Source organism: Nocardia sp. NPDC023733 (genome assembly GCF_040639775.1).
GTDB classification, from domain to species: domain Bacteria; phylum Actinomycetota; class Actinomycetes; order Mycobacteriales; family Mycobacteriaceae; genus Nocardia; species Nocardia rosealba.
Genome location: NZ_JBFAAN010000007.1, coordinates 43,424 through 61,776, shown reverse-complemented (window position 1 = coordinate 61,776; position 18,353 = coordinate 43,424). Strand labels below are relative to the sequence as shown.

Genomic DNA, 18,353 nt, shown 5'->3' with positions numbered 1-18,353 from the left:
CTCCCTCCGGGCACTCCTTCGTCGCACCCTCCGCTCAGTCCAGAGGCGGAGGCGCGCCGAGAACAGGACATCGGCGGCAGTTTTCGACGCTCGAGTCCCCCTAGGATTGCGGCGTGACTGAACGTGCTGCCGCTGCCGCTACCGTGCTGGTCGTCGACGACGACGAAGACGTGCTCGCCTCGGTGGAGCGCGGTCTACGGCTCTCCGGGTTCCAGGTGCTCGTCGCCCGCGACGGTGGCGCCGCGTTGCGGGCGGTGTCCGAGCACGCGCCCGACGCGGTTGTGCTCGATATGAACATGCCGGTCCTCGACGGTGCCGGGGTGGTGACGGCGCTGCGGGCCATGGGCAACGACGTGCCGATCTGCGTGCTCAGCGCCCGTGCCTCGGTGGACGACCGGATCGCCGGGCTGGAGTCGGGTGCCGACGACTACCTGGTGAAACCGTTCGAGCTGGCCGAACTGGTCGCCCGCATCCGCGCCCTGCTGCGCAGGCGGACCGACACTCCCGACCAGGTGGCCCCCGGCGCGATCACCGTCGGCCCGCTGCAGGTGGATGTCGCGGGTTATCGCGCACTGCTGCACGGGCGTGAAATCGAGCTCACCAAAAGGGAATTCGAATTGCTGTCCACCCTGGCGCGCAATGCGGGTGTGGTGCTCACGCGCGAGCGGCTGCTGGAATTGGTGTGGGGTTACGATTTCATAGCCGATACGAATGTGGTCGATGTGTTCGTCGGATACCTTCGCCGCAAACTCGAAATAGATGACACGCCAAGGATTTTGCACACCATTCGCGGCGTCGGATTCGTGTTGCGGGAACCTAAATGACCGTGCGGTCGCCGAAAGTCCGTCGCAGGCAATCGTTTTCGTTGCGAACACGGGTCGCGGCGGCCGCGGCGGCGGGTGCGGTGATCATCGTGAGCATTGCCGCGTTCGTGGGTTTTCAAGCGATCGAACGCAACAATGTGACCCAGACAGATCAGCAACTCGAAATCGCCTCGCGCATCGTGCTGATCGAGCCGGTGCTCGCCACCGGTTTCGTGAATCTGACCGGGCTGCAGAACACGATGGCGCTCACCGTGCGCGACAACGGCCAGGTGACCGCGTCCAGCTCCACCCAGCTGCCGGATCTCGCGCCCGGCTCGCAGACCGTCGAGGTGAACGACCAGCCCTACCGGGTCCTCACCACCACCGAGAACCAGCCCGCGGGTCGCACTGTGTCGCTGGCCATTCCGACCACCGAGGCGGCGAAGGCGACGGCCGACCAGCAGCGCTGGGTACTCGCGGGCGCCGCGATCGCGGTCGCCGCGGCGGCCGCCCTCGGCTGGCTCCTCGCTGGTCGGGCTGTCGACCCGATCGTGCGACTCACCCGGCAGGTCTCGGCGCGCAGCGCCTTCCCCGATCCCGACCACCCTGCCCAACCGGTCGACGGTTCCGGCGTGGACGAGGCGGAGAAACTCGCCGAGGCGGTGAACACCATGCTCGCCCGCGTCGATCAGGCCCAGGCCGAGACCGCCGCCGCGCTGGAGACCGCCCGCGATTTCGCCGCGGTGTCCGCCCACGAACTGCGTACGCCGCTCACCGCGATGCGCACCGACCTCGAGGTACTACGCACGCTCGATCTCACCGACGCCCAGCGCCGCGAGATCCTCGACGATCTGGCCCGCACCGAAACCCGCGTCGAGACGACACTTTCCGCACTGGAACGGCTGGCCCGTGGCGATCTCACCGCCGAAGCCGACCATGTGGCCACCGATGTGGCCGATCTGTGCGACCAGGCCGCGCACGACGCCATGCGGCACAACCCCGGCCTTTCGGTGCGCATCGATACCGACGCCGAACTGATCACCCGCGGTCTGCCTGCGGGCCTGCGCCTGGCCGTCGACAACGCGCTGACCAACTCGGTGAAACACGGCGGCGCGACCGAGGCCGTCGTCTCGGCGCACCGCGTCGGCGCCGACCGCGTGGTCATCGCGGTCGACGACAACGGCATCGGCGTTCCCGCCGGGGAACGCGACCGGGTGTTCGAGCGGTTCGCCCGTGGTTCCAACGCGACGAAGATCGGCTCCGGCCTCGGCCTCGCTCTGGTCGCCCAGCAGGCCCAGCTGCACGGCGGCCGGGCCTACTTCGAGAACAGCACCCTCGGCGGCGCACGGCTGGTGCTCGACCTGCCGATCCGCCCCGCTGTCTGAGATCGCGACACCCCCGCGACCGCGGGGAACCGGGACAGAGACGACGATCACTCATAATTCGCCGTGACGATGTCCTGCGCGTCGGTGTCCATCACAGGAGCAGCGGAGGAGGTGGGCGTGTGACGACGTCACCCGCGGCCGAGACAGAGCTGGACGACGCGACCCTGGCAGGTCGGGCGCGTGACGGCGATGTCCGCGCATACGAGCAGCTGGTGCTGCGCTATCAAGGACCGATGTTCCGGCTGGCTGCCAAGATGCTGGCCGACCGCGCCGAGGCCGAGGACGTCACCCAGGAGGTGTTCCTCAAGGCCTGGCGAACGATCGCGCGCCTGCAGGACGACGCCGCGTTCGCGGGCTGGCTCTACCGGATGACGACCAACCGGTGTCTCAATGTCATCCGCGCGCGCCGCCCGTCCACCGAGGTCGACCCGGACACCACGGCGTCGACCCGCACCGACACCCGACCCGAGCACGCCACCGAGGTGAGCAGCCAGATGGCCGCGCTGACCGACGCGCTGCAACTGCTCACGCCCGAACAGCGGGCCTGCTGGCTGCTGCGCGAAGTGCACGGCCGTTCCTATGACGAGATCGCCGAAATCGTCGGCACCAACAGCACTGCGGTGCGCGGACGGATCGCGCGTGCCCGAGCCCAACTGGCAGAGGTGATGAAGCCATGGCGGTGACCCACAACGACAACGACTACCTGCTCCCGTGCGGACGCGGTCTCGAACAGGTGTGGGAACGACTCGACGACAACGACATCGACAGCCACGAAGCGACGTGCCCGCAGTGCGCCGCGGCCAGGGAGAGCCTGCTGACCTTGCGCACGGCCACCCGCGAACTGATCGAGGAACCCGACCCACCCCCACCCGACCTGTTCGGGCGCATCATGTCGGCCGTGCGCGCCGATGTGCGCCGTGGACGCACCCTCACGCTCGATACCCCTCATCCCGGCGCCATCCAGGTCAGCGAGCAGGCGGTGGCTGTTGTGCTGCGGTTCGCGGCCGACACCGTCGACGGCGTGCGTGCCCGCGGTTGCCGGGTGCAGAGCAGCGAACCCGGCGCGGACGGCGAGCAGGTGATCGCCGTCGACATGACCATCGCCGTGCGCCACGGCGTGCCGCGCATCGAGGACGTCGTCTCGCTGGTGCGCGAGCGGGTGCGCGCCGCGGCCACCGCGCGGGTCGGCGTGCACCTGGGCAGGCTCGACCTCACCGTTGTCGACATCTACGAGGAGGACCGGTGACCGGCATGCTGCCCGAAACCGAAGTGATCGTCGGCGACGCCGTGATCGCCGCGGTCGCCGCGCGGGCGGCGGCCTCGGTGTCCGGGGTCGCCCGGCTCGAGCCCGGGGTGCTCGGCCTGGTCGGTCAGCTCGCTCGCACCGGCCGTCAGCTCTGGATCGGGCAGGAACCCGCCGCCTCGGCCGGTGTCCGGGTGCGGCGTACCGGTGGGCTGCTCAGCCTCCAGGTCGATCTGGCGCTGACGGCGTCGGCGCATGTCGGCGAGGTCGGCCGGGCGGTGCAGCAGGCGGTCGCGCGAGCCGTCACCGAAGACACCGGCGCCGAGGTCGACGGGGTGACGGTGTGGGTACTCGATATCGAACCGGGGCGATCGTGAGCGGTGAGACCGAATTGATCGACCGGATCGTCGCGGCCATCGATGCCGTCGACGGAGTACATCCCGCTGTCCCGATGGGATTGGAGAACAGTCGCTGGTTGCCGTGGAACGCGGGCAGCTCGGCGGTGGATCTCGATGAGACGACGGTGCAGTTGCGCGTGGTTGCCGCGAGTTTGCCACTGCGTCCGCTGATCGACAAGCTCGAGGCCGCGGTTCGCCCGCTGCTCGACGAAACCCCGTGGGCAGGCGCGGGGTTGCGGATCCATGTGGTCGACCTGCACGCCGAAACCGTTGCCGGCGGGAGCGATCCAGATCACGTTCCCCGCCCGTGACGAAAGCCCGGCCACGGTGTCCTACCAGTGTTAGTTCGAGAAATGTTGGAGCACAACACCATCGGAGGAAGCTATGACCAGCACGAGCACCGAGAACAGCAAGGCCGTCGAGAAGACCGGCGCATCGGGCAAGGGTACGGGCGCGCTGGCGACCGACCAGGGCACGACGACCATCGCCGATACCGTTGTCCAGAAGATCGCCGGACTCGCGGCGCGTGAGGTCCGCGGCGTGTACGCCCTCGGTGGTGGCACCGCCCGCGCGATCGGCGCACTGCGCGACCGCATTCCGGGCGCTTCCTCGAGCATCGGTCAGGGCGTTTCGGTCGAGGTCGGCGAGAAGCAGGCCGCGGTCGACCTGGAACTCGTCGTCGAATACGGCGTCGCCATCGCCGAATTGGCGCGCGCGGTGCGCCGCAATGTGATCACGGCCATCGAGCAGATGACCGGACTCGAGGTCGTCGAGGTCAACATCAACGTCAACGACGTCTACATCGAAGACGAGTCCGACGACCAGCAGCAGCCGACCCGCGACCGGGTGCAGTGACATGAACGCCACCACGATCTGCCTCGTCATGGGCCTGTCCCTCGGGTTCGCCGCCGCTTTCGGTGGGCTCGGCGCGTTCGCCGTGGTGCTGATCTTCGGTGGCCTCGGCCTGCTGATCGGGCGCTGGCTCGACGGTGAGGTCGATCTGTCCGGGCTGCTGCGGTCGGCGCAGGATCGGAGCAGAAGGTGACCAGCGCCGCCACCGAGCCGGCCGACGTCACCGCCGGTCCCTCGGCCACCGAGCTGCCAGGGGCGACGACGATCGACGAGCGCGTCGTCCGGCGCATCGCCGCTCGGGCCGCGACCGAGGTGGCCGGGGTCGAACCGGATGTGCGGGTGCGCGCCGAGGTCGTCGGGACCGGCGCCACCCTGCACGTCCGGCTCCCGGTCCGCTATCCGTCGCCGGTCGCGCGCGTCACCGACGCGTGCCGCGCGCACCTCATCGCCAGGACCGAGGCGCTGACCGGTCTGACCGTGCCACGAGTCGACATCGAGGTGTCGGCCATGGTGCCCGAACCGCCGGAAAGGAGAGTTCGATGACGCGTCGCCCCCGCCGGGTCGTCCCGGCCGTCGTCGTCGCGCTGGCGTTGCTCGGCGTCGCCGTGCTCGTCGCGGTGTCGCTGATCCAGCGGCTCACCGGGTCACGGGAATGGGTTTCCTACGACAGCCTCGCCACTCGGCTGCACGACACGTCGTGGGACAGCGTGTGGGTGCTCGGTGCGGGTGCGGTCCTCGCCGCGGTGGGGTCGGCGCTGCTCGCGGCCGCGGTGCTGCCGGGCAAGCCGGTGGTACTCGCGCTGGAACCCGGCGACGATCTGGAGGCCGGGATCGCGCGGCGCAGCCTGCGGCACGCGCTCACTGATGCCGCCGGAGCCGTCGACGGTGTCGACAAGGCGCGGGTCCGGTTGCGTCGCAAGAAGATCCACATATCGGGGCACACCAACCACACCGCCGAGCGGACGGCCGAGAATCTCGGCACGGCGGTAGCCGCCCGGTTGGACCGCATCAGACCAGCCGTTGTCCCCCGCCTGCGCACAAGTCTGCGCACGATCGGACCAGGAGGTACGCGATGACCGTCGTCAACCGGCCCGCCCGGCTCAATCGCGGACTGCTCGGACTGCTCGGTCTCACGCTCGCCACGGCGGGTGGGCTGCTGATCGCGGCACACCTCGGTGCCTTCGCCCGGATTTCGCGCGATTCGCCGCTGGTACCCGGGACGGCGGAACCACCGCGCTGGGTCTTCTTCCTCGCTGTGGCGGGAGCCGTCGTCCTCGCGCTCGCCGCGTTGCGGTGGCTGGCCGCCCAATTCACGCGGCTGCCCAAGCAGACCGTGTGGCAGCTCGGGGACTCCACCGACCAGGGGTACACCCGTCTCGGTTCCGGTGCCGCGGCCGAACCGGTTGCCGCCGACATCGAGACCTACGACGGGGTTCGCTCGGCTACCGCCCGGCTCTCGGGTACAAAGCTGGCACCCGATCTGCATCTGCTTGTCGATACCGCCCCCGACGCCGATCTGACCGCATTGCGCAAACGGATACTCGGTCACGCCGTTCCCCGGTTGCGAACAGCCTTGGAGCTCAGCGCGATTCCGGTGAGCGTCGAGTTCCGGATCGCCGATCGCGGAAGAACCAAGCGCGCCGTGTAGCCGAAAGCCCCGCGACCCGCCAGGACGGCGAGTGCGGGGCTTTCGTGTGTCGAGCCGAGAGCTATCGTCCGCGGGTGCGGATCATCAGGGCAGGACCTGGGGGACGGCTTCCGGGATGACCAGGCCGATGACGGCGCCGATGACCGCGCCGGTGATGGCGGTGGAGATCACGCCGGGGATGGCGCAGAAGACGTAGCCGATGATGAACGCGGCCAGGGCCGGGACGCACAGGATGGCGGCGGCGATCGCACCGATCGTCGCGCCCGCGGCGGCACCGTTCTGGACCGGGTCGTGGTTGGCGGCGGCCGGGTCGGTGGCGATGTTCTTCAGCTCGGTGCTGGTGTCGGCCGACAGCGCGGGGGCCATCGACACGCTCTTGCCGTCGGCCGAGATCACGGAGGCGACCGCGATGGCGTTGCCGTCGACGGTGTTCAGCTTCAGCGGCACCTCACCGACGGTGACGCCCTCGGCGGACACCACGGTCAGCGCGTCGGGGGTGAGCACGAAGCGGCCGTTCTCGACGGTCGCGGAGATGGTGCGCAGGTCGGGCGAGACAGAGCTGCGGAAGTCGACACCGCCCTCGGAGACGACGCTGGACAGGCCGGTGGCGATCTGCGCCTGACGCTCTGTCACGTCGGCGGCAGCGGTGCCCGCGGTGACCAGCGAGGTGGCGACGGCCAGCGGCAGCGCGGCGACGAACGCGCGGCGACCCGCACGGGTGATGGTGTGACGGAACATGAAAATGTCTCCCTCCCGATGCCTCCGGTGACCCCCGAACCCCCGGACGAATCGAAAAAATTCTCGATGTCGATTGACTCGAGATTTGTACCGAACAGAACAGCTGCGAAACCGGAACTGTGACACAGCACATAGCATTCGGGGGTTAACAGTCCCGATGAGTGGGAACAGGTGTTCCTCAACGAACTCTCAGACAACCCCCACGACCCGCACCGAACTGTCCCGATACCGTCGCGGCTGTGATCCACACACGCGCCCGCCTGCTCTGCCTGTTCACCGCCGTCCTGCTCACCGGTGCCACCGTCGCCGCTTGCGCCACAACGGATTCCGCGCCGACCGGGATCGCGCTTGTCAACGCCGACACCGGACCGACCGGGGAACGGGTCGCCAAGGCGGTGAAGGACGCGGGCGGCTACGAGTGGACGCTCGCGAAGCCCGGTGAGGTCGACCCCGGCGACTACGCCGCGGTGATCACGCTGCCCGCCGATCTCACCTCGGCCATGGCCACCCTCGCCACGCCGACACCGCAGCGCGCCAAGGTCACCGTCACCACACACGAGGGCGCCGACCATGGCACGGTGAACGGCGCGGTCGACGTGGTGACTCACCGGATCGGCGCGTCCGGCGTGGATGCGGCACTTGCGGCGGTGTCGCAGGCACGCAATCAGATGACCTCGGTGCAGTTCACCGCCCAGCTCCTGAGCGCGGGCGTGAACGCGGCCGCCGATGGGGCCGACCAATTCAGCGGCGGCGCGGAGCAGTTGCTCGGCTTCCTCGACTTCGCCAAACAGGGTGCGGGACAGCTCACTTCGGCGATCGAGCTGCTGAACCAGACCGTCGACGGCGCGGCACTGCAGGCCACCCAGCTCGCCGATGCCCTCAGCTCAACCGGCGTGACCGTCGCGGGCGTGCAGAACAGCGCGGCCGCCCTCGGCTCCGGTCTCGACCAGATCCTGCCGCCGTTGAAGGCACTCCCCTTCGCCGCCGACCCCCAGTTGGCCGGCATCATCACCAAACTCGAAGCGCTCCAGGCGGTCTCGAATCAGGCGGGCACCCAGCTGGCCGGCCTGAGCGAATTGACCGGCGCCGCAGTAGATCCCGACACCGACCTCGGCACCCTCCTGCGCACCGTCGTAGCCCGCCTCAACAGCGCCCGCGACCAGCTCACCCAGGGCGCCGCCCTCGCCAAAGACCTCCCCACCCTCGCCGAACAGGGCGGCGCCCAACTGGTCTCGGCCATCGAACAACTCACCGGCGGCGTAGGCGCCCTCCAGAACATCGTCGGCAACCTCAACACCCAAACCAACAAGGCCCTCGAAGCCCTCCCCCCACGCGGCCAGTCCCAACAATCCGCCCTCGCCCTCGCCCTCACCGACCCGGTCGAGGTCGTCCACGAGTAGCCCCGGTATCTGCGCTGGAAATGCCTGCGGCCCGGTCGAAGTAGACCGGGCCGCAGGGGTTTCGGGGTCAGGGCAGGATCTGGGGGATGACGTCCGGGGCGGCTACGCCGACGATGGCGCCGATCAGGGCGCCTACCAGGGCGTTGGGGAGGCCGACGAGGCCGACGCAGGGCAGGTAGAGGATCATCGTGGTGATCATCGGGATGCAGACGACGGCAGCGGCGATGAGGCCGATGCCCGCACCGATGGCTGCGGCGTTCTGGACCGGGTCGGGGAACTGGGCGGCGGGGTTGGTGGCGATGGTGCGCAGTTCGGCCGTCGCGGCGGGGGTGGGCTGCGGGGTCACCGTGAGGCTGTGGCCGTCGGCGGCGATCTCGGTGGCGAGGGAGATGAGGTTTCCGCCCGCCGTGGTGAACGAGGTGGGGATCTGCCCGGTCTGCTCGCCCGCGGCCGATTCGACGACGACACCCTGCGGGCCGAGCACGAAACGACCGTCGGAGAGCGAGGCCGACACGGTGCGCAGGTCCGGGGCGACAGTCGTGCTGAACCCTTCGCCGGTGCTGGCCAGCCCCTGCGCGAAGCGCACCTGATCGGATTCGGCCGAAGCCGTCCCGGCACCGACCACGCTCACCGCGACGGCGACGGGCAGCACGGCGGCCAGCGCGTGACGGACAACCTTGTGGTGGAACATGATCGAGAATCTCCCTCCCGAATCACCCGGGCAGCCGGGCCCCGGGCGAATCGAACAAGTCACTGTCATGGACAACGCATTGGAAACGAGACACACGGGGAGCTATGGCTCCGGTCACACTCGCCGCACATTACCCCGATGCCCGACCGGACCGTGCCACGGGTCGTCGCAGCCCGTAAGCTGACGCGCGGGAAGGGGGGCACGATGATCGAAACCGGCTCTGGTACACACAATGTCGCGCCACAACCGGCGACCCGGTCGCACCGCGCCGGCTGGATCGTCCTCGGAGTGTTGCTCGGCCTGGCACTGGTCATCGGCGGCACGGCGGGTGCGGTCGCCCTGCAACGCGACCCCGTGACGCCCACCGCCCTGCCCGGCGAACCCGTGGTCGCCCCGCAGGAAGCCGCGCGCCTGGCGGCCTGCGACTTCGCGCGCGCGATGGCCACCTACCATTACAGCGATCTCGGGCCCTATTTCGACAGTATGAAGGCCGGAACCACCGGCACAATGCATGACGACTTCGCCACGAGCACGGACTCGTTGCGCCAGATGATGGAACCGCTCGGATCGACCTCGGCGGTCGTCGGCGAACCGGAGTGCCTGGTGAGGTCCGGCGCCGGAGACGAGTACGTCATCGTCGTCTTCCTCACCACCCACCGCACGTCCTTCACCGACCCGGTGGGTATGCCGCAGAAGACCACCTTCGCCCTGACCATGCGCAAAGTCGGCGTCCGGTGGTTGTGCGCCCAAGCCGATCCCATGTGAAACGTCGACGGCCCGTGTCTCCCTGAGGGAAACACGGGCCGCCGCTAGCTCAGCTCAGTTGGCGTCGAGCAGGTCGATCACGAAGACCAGGGTCTTGCCCGACAGGTGGTGACCCGCACCGACCGGACCGTAGGCCAGCTCCGGCGGGATGGTCAGCTGGCGACGGCCGCCGACCTTCATCCCCGGGATACCGTCCTGCCAGCCCTGGATCAGGCCGCGCAGCGGGAAGGTGATGGATTCACCACGGTCCCAGGAGGAATCGAACTGCTCGCCGGTCTCGAACTCGACGCCGACGTAGTGGACCTCCACGGTGCCGCCGGGCACAGCTTCGGCGCCTTCGCCTTCGATGATGTCCTTGATGACGAGCTGAGAGGGCGGCGGGCCCTCCTGGAATTCGATTTCCGGCTTGGTCATTGCGGGCTATCCCCTTCGATAGTGTGCGTTGTCCAGATGACTAGCGGTTGTCGATAGCGCGGTAGTCACGCTCACCGTAGCCGGTGTAGATCTGGCGCGGGCGGCCGATCTTGAGCGGCTCGGAGTGCATTTCACGCCAGTGCGCGATCCAGCCGGGCAGCCGGCCCATCGCGAACAGCACGGTGAACATGCGGGTCGGGAAGCCCATCGCGCGGTAGATGACGCCGGTGTAGAAGTCGACGTTCGGGTACAGGCGACGCGAGACGAAGTAGTCGTCGGTGAGGGCGGCCTCTTCGAGCTGCTTGGCGATGTCGAGCAGCTGGTCGTCGCCGCCGATCTTCGACAGGATCTTGTCGGCGGCCTGCTTGACCAGCGTCGCGCGCGGGTCGTAGTTGCGGTAGACGCGGTGCCCGAAGCCCATGAGCTTCACGCCGTCTTCCTTGTTCTTGACCTTGCGGATGAATTCCTTGACGTCGCCGCCGTTGGCCTTGATCTCGTCGAGCATCTCGAGCACGGCCTGGTTGGCGCCGCCGTGCAGCGGGCCCCAGAGTGCGTTGATGCCACCGGACACCGAGGTGAACAGGTTGGCGTCGGAGGAACCGACGAGGCGCACGGTCGAGGTGGAGCAGTTCTGCTCGTGGTCGGCGTGCAGGATCAGCAGCATGTCGAGCGCGGCGGCGACCTCGGGGTCGACCTCGTAGGGCTCGGCCGGGAAGCCGAAGGTCATCCGCAGGAAGTTCTCGACCAGCGACAGCGAGTTGTCGGGGTAGAGGAACGGCTGACCGACCGACTTCTTGTACGAGTAGGCCGCGATGGTCGGCAGCTTCGCCAGCAGGCGGATGGTCGACAGCTCGACCTGCTCGGGATCGCGCGGGTCGAGGGAGTCCTGGTAGTACGCCGACAGCGCGTTCACCGCGGACGACAGCACCGGCATGGGGTGCGCGTTACGCGGGAAGCCGTCGAAGAACCGCTTCAGGTCCTCGTGCAGCAGGGTGTGGCGGCGGATGCGGTCGGTGAAATCGTCGAGCTGGGCCTGGGTCGGCAGCTCGCCGTAGATGAGCAGGTAGCTGACCTCGATGAAGGTCGAGCGGCCCGCGAGCTGGTCGATCGGGTAGCCGCGGTAGCGCAGGATGCCCGCTTCGCCGTCGATGTAGGTGATGGCCGACTTGGTCGACGCGGTGTTCATGAAACCGGGGTCGTAGGTGACGTAACCGGTGCTGGCCAGCAGCTTGCCCAAGTCGAGCCCGTCGTTACCCTCCGCGGCCTTGGTGACCGAGATCGGGAACTCGCCACCGGGGTACTGCAGTACCGCCTTGGCGTCATCGGCGACGTTGGTGATGTTCTCAGCGGGCACGGAAGGATCCCTCTCAGGCTAGTTGAGATTCTCGCCGAGCCCTGAAACCCGGCGCCGAACCGTGCGCCGTTTGCGGTCGGCAGACGGCGCGCTTGGTGTAACGCTAACTCTTGTCGGCCGTGGATGAGCAATCAGGGTTGGCCTGGGCTGTGCTCACACCGGGGCGAATCCGTGGTGAGGTGCTCCACCTGCGCGGATCCGGGTTCACACGGCACGCGGCGGGGCCGGAACCGGTGGTCACGGCCCGAACTTGCCCACCACCCGCCTCGACCATGTATTTCCTTGTCTCCCAACTTATTCGGCGACAACCTCGGCGTGCGCGCGAGCCACGCGGTAGCGAACGAAAGCGGGGAAGGCCAACGCGGCGAGAAGCACCCCGATCACCACGAGTACGCCACCACCCGCGGCGGCAACAGCAGTACCCAGGCTCGCGGCGGCAAAACCGTGGGCAACATCACCGACCCGCGGTCCACCGGCGACAACCACGATGAACACCCCCTGCAACCGACCGCGCATCTCGTCGGTCGACACGTTGAGCAACATCGCCGTCCGGAACGCCGCCGACACCATGTCGACCGCACCGCCGAGCGCCAGGAACGCCAGCGCGATCCACAACCACACCCCCAGCCCGAACAGGTGCCCGGCAAGCCCGACCGCGAGGCCGAAACCGACCATCGCCACGCCCCAGATCGCGATGCACACGATCACCGCCAGCCCTTGCCTGCGCACCCGGGGCACCCACCCGGAGAACACCCCGCCCAGCACCGCGCCCGCCGAGATCGCCGCGAACAACAGACCGAGCGCCACCCCGCCCTCGGCCGGATCGTGGAACGTCTCGTGCGCGATCTGCGGGAACAGTGCGCGCGGCATGCCGAACACCATGGCGATGATGTCGACGACGAAGGACGCGAGCAGGATCCGCTGGCCGGTGAGGTAGCGGAAGCCGTCGATCACGGCTCGCAGGCCGGCCCGGCGCTGCTCACCGCTCGGCGGGAAGGCGGGCAGGCGGCACACCGCCCACAGGGTGGCGAGCAGCGCGATCGCGTCGAGCAGGTACAGCGTCGACAGACCGAGCACGGGGATCAGCACACCGGCGAGGACCGGTCCGGCGATCATGCCCACGTTCTGCACGGTCATGCTCAGCGAACTGGCGGCGGCGATCTGCTCGGGCGGCAGCAGCCGGGCGATCAGCGCGCCGCGGGTCGGCTGGTTGACCGCGAAGAACGCCTGCTGGGTGGCGAACAAGCCGAGCACGAGCCACACATTGTTCAGGCCGAGCGCGGCCTGCACCCAGAACGCGACCGCCGTCGCCCCGGTGCCTGCGGTGGTGATGACGAGCAGGGTGCGCCGGTCCATCACGTCGGCCAGCGCGCCGCCCCACAGCCCGAACACCACCAGCGGAATCAGGCCGAACAGGCCGGCCAGACCCACGTAGCCGGAGCTGCCGGTGATCTGAAAGATCTGCTGCGGCACCGCGACTACCGACAGTTGCGCGCCGATGACGGTGACGATGTTGGTCGTCCACAGCCTGCGATAGTCGCGATTACGCAGGGGCCGGGTGTCGGCGAGCAGTTTCACGCGCCGGAGATTAACCAGTCACGATGAAACGTCCCATGTTTGCGCTCGGTGAGATATCCCACCGTCAGGGTTGCAGGCGCAGAACCGTCGTCCGTTCGCCGTCGATGCGGACGACGATCCGGTTGTGCAGCCGTCCGTGCCTGCCCTGCCAGAACTCCACCTCGTCGGGGCGCAGCAGATAACCACCCCAGTGCGGCGGGACGGGGATGTCGTCGACGTCGGCGAACCGTGCGGTGGTCTCGGCCAGGGCGCGATCGAGGTCGGCGCGGGTGGCCGCGGGTCGCGACTGCTGCGAGGCCCAGGCACCGAGCCGGGATTCGCGCGGCCGGGTCTGCCAGTACGCCTCGGTGACCTCGGGTGCGACACGTTCGGTCACGCCGCGCACGTGCACCTGCCTGGCCAGCGACGGCCAGACGAAGGTGGCCGCCGCGTACGGGTCGGCGGCGAGCTGATTGCCCTTGGCCGAGTCGTAGTTCGTATAGAAGACGACGCCCTCGGGCGAGAGGCCCTTGCACAGCACCGTGCGCGCCACCGGTCGCGGCGCCGGACCGGCGAGCGAGACGGTGGCCAGCACCATCGCGTTCGGTTCGGCCACCCCGAGGGTGCCCGCCTGTTCGATCCAGCGGCGCAGCAGCGGCTCCCAGCCACCGGCCACCCACGACTCGTCGAGATCGGGTTCGGTGGTGCGCACGGCCTGCGGATCGCCGTAGTCGACGCGCATCGTGCTCAGGTCGACAGCGCCGGAAATCGCGGCGTCGGACAGGGTTACGGAAGGCTGCGCGGCGGGCTCGGTCGCGGCCGCCGAGGACGGGTCGAGTTCACGCATAGGGGCGACGTTACTCCGCAGTACCAGCGGGTCTATCGTTGCGAAAGATCGGCCTGCCCCTGCAAGGAGAGTCACCATGACCGCGAGCTCGGTACCACAGGATTTCGTCAGCGGATTGGAAGGCGTGGTGGCCTTCACCACCGACATCGCCGAGCCCGACAAGGACGGTGGCGCCCTACGGTATCGCGGCGTCGACATCCAGGATTTGGTCGCCAACCAGGTGACTTTCGGTGATGTGTGGGCGCTGCTCGTCGACGGTCAGTTCGGTCGCGGCCTCCCGCCCGCCGAACCGTTCCCGCTGCCCGTGCACACCGGCGACGTGCGCGTCGACGTGCAGGCAGGCCTGGCCATGCTCGCCCCGATCTGGGGTTACGAGCCGCTGCTCGACATCGACGACGAGACCGCCCGCGAGAACCTCGCGCGTGCCTCGGTGATGGCGCTGTCGTATGTGGCGCAGTCCGCGCGCGGCATCTACCAGCCCGCCGTTCCGCAGCGCAAGATCGACGAGTGCTCCACCGTCACCGAGCGGTTCATGACCCGCTGGAAGGGTGACCCGGACCCGCGCCACACCGAGGCCATCGACGCCTACTGGGTGTCGGCCGCCGAGCACGGCATGAACGCCTCCACCTTCACCGCCCGCGTGATCGCCTCCACCGGTGCCGACGTGGCGGCGTCGCTGTCGGGTGCGATCGGCGCCATGTCGGGTCCGCTGCACGGCGGTGCGCCCGCCCGCGTGCTCCCGATGATCGAGGAAGTCGAAAAGACCGGTGACGCACGGGCTCTGGTGAAGGGCATCCTCGACCGCAAAGAGAAGCTGATGGGCTTCGGCCACCGCGTCTACCGCGCCGAGGACCCCCGCGCCCGCGTGCTGCGCGCCACCGCCAAGCGCCTGGCCGCCCCCCGCTACGAAGTAGCCGCCGCCCTCGAACAGGCAGCCCTCGCCGAACTGCGCGAACGCCGCCCCGACCGCGCCATCGAAACCAACGTCGAATTCTGGGCAGCGGTCATCCTCGACTTCGCCGAGGTCCCCGCCCACATGATGCCCGCCATGTTCACCTGCGGCCGCACCGCAGGCTGGTGCGCCCACATCCTCGAACAGAAGCAACTGGGCAAGCTCGTCCGCCCCGCCGCCATCTACACCGGCCCGGGCCCGCGCAAGCCGGAAGAAGTCGCCGGCTGGTCGGCCATCGCGGGCTGATCCCCTACTTCCCAAACCGGGCACCGACTCATCGGTGCCCGGTTTTTTGTTCGCTGGACCGGGAGTCCGGTCGGCCACTTCTACCCCGAAACCTGCAGGATTACCTGCAGTGCACAGTCTTCAGTCCAGGTCAGGAGAGTAGCGATGCTGTCGCGAGTCCTGCCAGGAAGCACGGGATGCCGAGGGCGAGGCACGCGAAGGCGGCCAGGAAACCCACGCCTGTACGGCGGGCATGTGGGCGCCACGGTGTAGGGAGCGATCCGATCGCCGTGAGAGTGATTCCCAGGATCAGGGGTGCGCAAATCAGCCATATCGCATCCCGTAAGTCGGCCACCAGATAAGGCAGGGAGAGGCACACCGTCCCCGCCACGACTGCCAGACAACTCTCTGGACCGAACCATTCTTCGCGTCGATACGTAAATTCGTTCTTCACAGGGATAGCGCCCAGAAGAGGGCGGAAAACAGCAGGATCACCGACAGGCCGAGCGCTGCGCCCAGCGAACGTGGACTTCTTTTCCACGCGAGTAGGCAGATCACCGACGCCGCTGTCAGCGTCAGCAAGCCGAACAGGCTGCTGGCCGGGACGTCTACCGCTGGATATGCGGCATCGGCAAGCTTTGCGGTAACTCCGAAAATGAACATCGCGGCACCCGCAGAGATAGGTACTCCTAGAGTCGCGGCCTCCCAGAATGCCGGCATCGCTGACAGCTCCCGGAGGCCGGTCTTCGCTGCGCGTCGCACTATCACGTCACCACAGTAGTTCTTCTTACCGAGGGCTCAATTGCCATGTGCGCGAATACAAACGCAGAGGTTGTCGGGTCAGCCCAAGGAGGTGAAGTCGAGGGCTACGGATTTTCCTCGGTCGACGGTGAAGAAGGCGGCTTCCAGGCGGGTGCCCAGTTCTATTTGGCCGACGGCGGTCAAGGGGACGGGTTGGATCAGGCGGACTCGCCAGGGGGTTGGTTCGTCCCAGGCTCGGAGTTCCAGGTCGAGGCGTAGGACCGGGTCTTCGCGGGCGGTGTAGTCGGTGGCTATGGGGGCTACGGCGAGGACTGTGGCTTCGGCGCGGCGGCCGTTGGCGAGGATCTTGGCGGTGGAGCCGGGGGTGGATTTGGTTTGTTCGGGGAGGTACAGGACGACGCGGTCGGGGTCGCCGGGGTCGACGCGGCAGCCGATGGTGTCGCCGGGGCGCATCCATTCCAGATCCTGGCTACGAATCCGTTGCCGGACCCGCACGTCGTAGGCGAGTTCGCCGGGAAGGTGCACCCGCACGCTGAACCTATTGCCGACTTCACCGCGGCGCGACCACACCGACAGCACCGTCGCGGTGGCGGGCAACCCTCTGAGCAGCAGTTCCCGTCGTGCCCCCTCCGACAGCAACCCCGGGCGCCGCCCGAAAACCCACGCCCACCGATCGAGCAGGTGCCGTCCGGAATCGACCGTCAGCAGACTCATAGCGGAAGAGTACTGCCAACTACGTTGGCGCCAGGGCAAATTCCCCGCACAAGGCACCGGCCGGGCGTCCGGCAGCAACGACAAGAGCCACCACCCTGGCTCGGGGTGTCACCGAGACCCACGGTCCGCGCACACAGCGGGCAAGGCACGGCGCGGATCGCACCCGGTCGATCGGCGGCGCAGCGCGGGCCGCAACCGCCGCAGGTGCTGGATCGCCGATCCGACGTGGGGCGGCTCACAGACCCGCACCCACCGCGACCACCGTCATCCGCCCACCACTAAACTCCCCCGCATGACCAGTGCGTTCCCGACAATTCCCGCCGACCTCAAGCCCGCCGACGGACGGTTCGGCTGTGGCCCGTCCAAGGTCCGCCCGGAGCAGCTGCAGTCGCTGGTGACTGTCGGCGCCTCGGTCTTCGGCACCTCGCATCGCCAGAAGCCGGTCAAGGACGTGGTGGCGCGGGTGCGCAACGGCCTGCGCGAGCTGTTCTCGCTGCCCGAGGGCTACGAGGTGGTGCTCGGTAACGGTGGCACCACCGCGTTCTGGGACGCGGCCGCCTTCGGCCTGATCCGTGAGCGTTCGCTGCACCTGACCAACGGCGAGTTCTCCTCGAAGTTCGCCTCCGTCGCCAAGGGCAACCCATTCATCGGTGACCCGATCGTCGTGTCGTCGGAGCCGGGCAGCGCGCCCGAGCCCGTGTCGGACCCGAGCGTCGACCTCATCGGCTGGGCCCACAACGAGACCTCGACCGGTGTGTCCATCCCGGTATCGCGCCCGGCCGGTTCGGAGAACGCGCTGATCGCCATCGACGCCACCTCCGGCGCGGGCGGTCTGCCGGTGAACATCGCCGACTCCGACGTGTACTACTTCGCACCGCAGAAGTGCTTCGCCGCCGACGGTGGCCTGTGGGTCGCGATCATGAGCCCGGCCGCACTGGCCCGCGTGGAGGAGATCAAGGCCTCGGGTCGCTGGACGCCGGAGTTCCTCTCGCTGCCCGTCGCCATCGACAACAGCACCAAGGACCAGACCTACAACACCCCGGCCATCGCCACCCTGCTGCTGTTCGCCGACCAGATCGAGTGGATGAACACCAACGGCGGCCTGGACTGGACCGTGAAGCGCACCCTCGACTCGTCCTCGCGCCTCTACACCTGGGCCGAGCAGAGCTCCTTCGCCACCCCGTACGTCACCGATCCGGCGCACCGCTCGCAGGTCGTCGGCACCATCGACTTCGACGATTCGGTCGACGCCGCCCAGGTCGCGAAGATCCTGCGGGCCAACGGCATCGTCGACACCGAGCCGTACCGCAAGCTGGGCCGCAACCAGCTGCGTGTGGGCATGTTCCCGGCGATCGACCCGGAAGATGTTTCCCAGCTGACCCGTTCCATCGACTGGGTAGTCGGTCAGCTGTAATTTTTGCGGCGCTGTGTTGTTGGCGGCGCCTGCGGTGCCGCGGGGTTTGCGCCCTGTAAGACCGGGAGTTGCGGGCACGATTTTTGTTCCTTCGTCGCAAAAATCGCACCCGCAACTCCCGGTCGGCGCAAACCCATTCAGTATTCGCCGGCGTTGACACAAGCCGTTCGCCACCGTTGACACGCTTCGCA

The 18,353-nt window shown here is 68.3% G+C and carries 23 protein-coding genes; 15 read left to right on the top strand and 8 right to left on the bottom strand.

From position 1 onward, the window contains the following. Nucleotides 1–113 precede the first annotated feature (113 nt). The 11 genes from AB0F86_RS24190 to AB0F86_RS24140 all read left to right on the top strand — a co-directional run bounded on the left by AB0F86_RS24190 (nucleotide 114) and on the right by AB0F86_RS24140 (nucleotide 6,329). Nucleotides 114–824, top strand: coding sequence for a response regulator transcription factor (locus AB0F86_RS24190; RefSeq protein ID WP_356985994.1), 711 nt, complete (start codon nucleotides 114–116; stop codon nucleotides 822–824). 41 nt (nucleotides 825–865) lie between these two features. After that, entirely contained in the window at nucleotides 866–2,188 is a 1,323-nt protein-coding gene (locus tag AB0F86_RS24185) for a HAMP domain-containing sensor histidine kinase (RefSeq protein ID WP_308017162.1), read from the top strand. 119 nt (nucleotides 2,189–2,307) lie between these two features. Beyond that, a complete protein-coding gene (locus AB0F86_RS24180) occupies nucleotides 2,308–2,871 on the top strand; it encodes a sigma-70 family RNA polymerase sigma factor (protein WP_356985995.1) in 564 nt (187 codons plus the stop codon). After that, complete coding sequence (locus tag AB0F86_RS24175; protein ID WP_356985996.1) at nucleotides 2,862–3,434, top strand: Asp23/Gls24 family envelope stress response protein; 573 nt, start codon at nucleotides 2,862–2,864, stop codon at nucleotides 3,432–3,434. The genes AB0F86_RS24180 and AB0F86_RS24175 overlap by 10 nt, the downstream gene beginning before the upstream one ends. 5 nt (nucleotides 3,435–3,439) lie before the next feature. After that, a complete protein-coding gene (locus AB0F86_RS24170) occupies nucleotides 3,440–3,808 on the top strand; it encodes an Asp23/Gls24 family envelope stress response protein (RefSeq protein ID WP_356986029.1) in 369 nt (122 codons plus the stop codon). After that, on the top strand, nucleotides 3,805–4,140 hold the full coding sequence (locus tag AB0F86_RS24165) for a hypothetical protein (RefSeq protein ID WP_225281777.1): 336 nt from the start codon (nucleotides 3,805–3,807) through the stop codon (nucleotides 4,138–4,140). Before AB0F86_RS24170 ends, AB0F86_RS24165 begins: the two co-directional genes overlap by 4 nt. Nucleotides 4,141–4,213: 73 nt before the next feature. After that, nucleotides 4,214–4,684, top strand: a complete 471-nt coding sequence (locus tag AB0F86_RS24160) for an Asp23/Gls24 family envelope stress response protein (protein WP_356985997.1) — start codon at nucleotides 4,214–4,216, stop codon at nucleotides 4,682–4,684. A gap of 1 nt (nucleotide 4,685) precedes the next feature. Continuing rightward, nucleotides 4,686–4,874, top strand: coding sequence for a hypothetical protein (locus AB0F86_RS24155; protein ID WP_067492453.1), 189 nt, complete (start codon nucleotides 4,686–4,688; stop codon nucleotides 4,872–4,874). Continuing rightward, entirely contained in the window at nucleotides 4,871–5,224 is a 354-nt protein-coding gene (locus tag AB0F86_RS24150) for an Asp23/Gls24 family envelope stress response protein (RefSeq protein WP_356985998.1), read from the top strand. Before AB0F86_RS24155 ends, AB0F86_RS24150 begins: the two co-directional genes overlap by 4 nt. After that, entirely contained in the window at nucleotides 5,221–5,757 is a 537-nt protein-coding gene (locus AB0F86_RS24145) for a DUF6286 domain-containing protein (RefSeq protein WP_356985999.1), read from the top strand. Before AB0F86_RS24150 ends, AB0F86_RS24145 begins: the two co-directional genes overlap by 4 nt. Beyond that, nucleotides 5,754–6,329 (top strand): alkaline shock response membrane anchor protein AmaP, encoded by a 576-nt coding sequence (locus AB0F86_RS24140; RefSeq protein ID WP_356986000.1) that lies wholly within the window; start codon nucleotides 5,754–5,756, stop codon nucleotides 6,327–6,329. The genes AB0F86_RS24145 and AB0F86_RS24140 overlap by 4 nt, the downstream gene beginning before the upstream one ends. Nucleotides 6,330–6,413: 84 nt before the next feature. Here the strand turns inward: AB0F86_RS24140 and AB0F86_RS24135 are convergent, their stop codons facing one another. Next, a complete protein-coding gene (locus AB0F86_RS24135) occupies nucleotides 6,414–7,067 on the bottom strand; it encodes a hypothetical protein (protein ID WP_225281773.1) in 654 nt (217 codons plus the stop codon). A 239-nt stretch (nucleotides 7,068–7,306) separates the two neighbouring features. On the opposite strand from AB0F86_RS24135, the gene AB0F86_RS24130 reads away from it, so the two are divergent. Then, on the top strand, nucleotides 7,307–8,467 hold the full coding sequence (locus tag AB0F86_RS24130) for a hypothetical protein (RefSeq protein WP_225281772.1): 1,161 nt from the start codon (nucleotides 7,307–7,309) through the stop codon (nucleotides 8,465–8,467). Between the two features lie 67 nt (nucleotides 8,468–8,534). On the opposite strand, the gene AB0F86_RS24125 is transcribed toward AB0F86_RS24130, so the two are convergent. After that, nucleotides 8,535–9,158 (bottom strand): hypothetical protein, encoded by a 624-nt coding sequence (locus AB0F86_RS24125; protein ID WP_225281771.1) that lies wholly within the window; start codon nucleotides 9,156–9,158, stop codon nucleotides 8,535–8,537. A gap of 204 nt (nucleotides 9,159–9,362) precedes the next feature. On the opposite strand from AB0F86_RS24125, the gene AB0F86_RS24120 reads away from it, so the two are divergent. Further along, complete coding sequence (locus AB0F86_RS24120; RefSeq protein WP_225281770.1) at nucleotides 9,363–9,923, top strand: hypothetical protein; 561 nt, start codon at nucleotides 9,363–9,365, stop codon at nucleotides 9,921–9,923. Nucleotides 9,924–9,977: 54 nt separating this feature from the next. Here the strand turns inward: AB0F86_RS24120 and AB0F86_RS24115 are convergent, their stop codons facing one another. From AB0F86_RS24115 to pdxH, 4 genes are all read right to left on the bottom strand, one after another. Next, nucleotides 9,978–10,337, bottom strand: coding sequence for an FKBP-type peptidyl-prolyl cis-trans isomerase (locus tag AB0F86_RS24115; protein WP_067492438.1), 360 nt, complete (start codon nucleotides 10,335–10,337; stop codon nucleotides 9,978–9,980). Between the two features lie 40 nt (nucleotides 10,338–10,377). Further along, nucleotides 10,378–11,691, bottom strand: a complete 1,314-nt coding sequence (locus tag AB0F86_RS24110) for a citrate synthase (protein ID WP_225281769.1) — start codon at nucleotides 11,689–11,691, stop codon at nucleotides 10,378–10,380. A gap of 294 nt (nucleotides 11,692–11,985) precedes the next feature. Next, nucleotides 11,986–13,269: an MFS transporter gene (locus tag AB0F86_RS24105; RefSeq protein ID WP_225281768.1), complete on the bottom strand. Its 1,284-nt coding sequence runs from the start codon at nucleotides 13,267–13,269 to the stop codon at nucleotides 11,986–11,988. 64 nt (nucleotides 13,270–13,333) lie between these two features. Next, complete coding sequence (gene pdxH / locus AB0F86_RS24100; RefSeq protein WP_225281767.1) at nucleotides 13,334–14,095, bottom strand: pyridoxamine 5'-phosphate oxidase; 762 nt, start codon at nucleotides 14,093–14,095, stop codon at nucleotides 13,334–13,336. Between the two features lie 76 nt (nucleotides 14,096–14,171). Here pdxH and AB0F86_RS24095 point away from each other — a divergent pair, with 76 nt between their 5' ends. After that, on the top strand, nucleotides 14,172–15,293 hold the full coding sequence (locus AB0F86_RS24095; RefSeq protein WP_225281766.1) for a citrate synthase 2: 1,122 nt from the start codon (nucleotides 14,172–14,174) through the stop codon (nucleotides 15,291–15,293). 429 nt (nucleotides 15,294–15,722) lie between these two features. Here AB0F86_RS24095 and AB0F86_RS24090 read toward each other — a convergent pair whose 3' ends face one another. Together AB0F86_RS24090 and AB0F86_RS24085 are read right to left on the bottom strand one after the other, a co-directional pair. Continuing rightward, nucleotides 15,723–15,935, bottom strand: coding sequence for a hypothetical protein (locus tag AB0F86_RS24090; RefSeq protein WP_225281765.1), 213 nt, complete (start codon nucleotides 15,933–15,935; stop codon nucleotides 15,723–15,725). A gap of 177 nt (nucleotides 15,936–16,112) precedes the next feature. Further along, complete coding sequence (locus AB0F86_RS24085; protein ID WP_225281764.1) at nucleotides 16,113–16,748, bottom strand: hypothetical protein; 636 nt, start codon at nucleotides 16,746–16,748, stop codon at nucleotides 16,113–16,115. A 292-nt stretch (nucleotides 16,749–17,040) separates the two neighbouring features. On the opposite strand from AB0F86_RS24085, the gene serC reads away from it, so the two are divergent. Next, entirely contained in the window at nucleotides 17,041–18,162 is a 1,122-nt protein-coding gene (gene serC / locus AB0F86_RS24080; RefSeq protein WP_067492426.1) for a phosphoserine transaminase, read from the top strand. Nucleotides 18,163–18,353 lie beyond the last annotated feature (191 nt).

Bases quoted from the DNA above. Each gene is read 5' to 3' on its own strand.
- AB0F86_RS24175 (WP_356985996.1), top strand. From the start codon at position 2,862: ATGGCGGTGACCCACAACGACAACGACTACCTGCTCCCGTGCGGACGC.
- AB0F86_RS24170 (WP_356986029.1), top strand. From the start codon at position 3,440: ATGCTGCCCGAAACCGAAGTGATCGTCGGCGACGCCGTGATCGCCGCG.
- AB0F86_RS24160 (WP_356985997.1), top strand. From the start codon at position 4,214: ATGACCAGCACGAGCACCGAGAACAGCAAGGCCGTCGAGAAGACCGGC.
- AB0F86_RS24155 (WP_067492453.1), top strand. From the start codon at position 4,686: ATGAACGCCACCACGATCTGCCTCGTCATGGGCCTGTCCCTCGGGTTC.
- AB0F86_RS24145 (WP_356985999.1), top strand. From the start codon at position 5,221: ATGACGCGTCGCCCCCGCCGGGTCGTCCCGGCCGTCGTCGTCGCGCTG.
- AB0F86_RS24140 (WP_356986000.1), top strand. From the start codon at position 5,754: ATGACCGTCGTCAACCGGCCCGCCCGGCTCAATCGCGGACTGCTCGGA.
- AB0F86_RS24135 (WP_225281773.1), bottom strand. From the start codon at position 7,067: ATGTTCCGTCACACCATCACCCGTGCGGGTCGCCGCGCGTTCGTCGCC.
- AB0F86_RS24125 (WP_225281771.1), bottom strand. From the start codon at position 9,158: ATGTTCCACCACAAGGTTGTCCGTCACGCGCTGGCCGCCGTGCTGCCC.
- AB0F86_RS24120 (WP_225281770.1), top strand. From the start codon at position 9,363: ATGATCGAAACCGGCTCTGGTACACACAATGTCGCGCCACAACCGGCG.
- AB0F86_RS24115 (WP_067492438.1), bottom strand. From the start codon at position 10,337: ATGACCAAGCCGGAAATCGAATTCCAGGAGGGCCCGCCGCCCTCTCAG.
- pdxH (WP_225281767.1), bottom strand. From the start codon at position 14,095: ATGCGTGAACTCGACCCGTCCTCGGCGGCCGCGACCGAGCCCGCCGCG.
- AB0F86_RS24095 (WP_225281766.1), top strand. From the start codon at position 14,172: ATGACCGCGAGCTCGGTACCACAGGATTTCGTCAGCGGATTGGAAGGC.
- AB0F86_RS24090 (WP_225281765.1), bottom strand. From the start codon at position 15,935: ATGTTCATTTTCGGAGTTACCGCAAAGCTTGCCGATGCCGCATATCCA.
- AB0F86_RS24085 (WP_225281764.1), bottom strand. From the start codon at position 16,748: ATGAGTCTGCTGACGGTCGATTCCGGACGGCACCTGCTCGATCGGTGG.
- serC (WP_067492426.1), top strand. From the start codon at position 17,041: ATGACCAGTGCGTTCCCGACAATTCCCGCCGACCTCAAGCCCGCCGAC.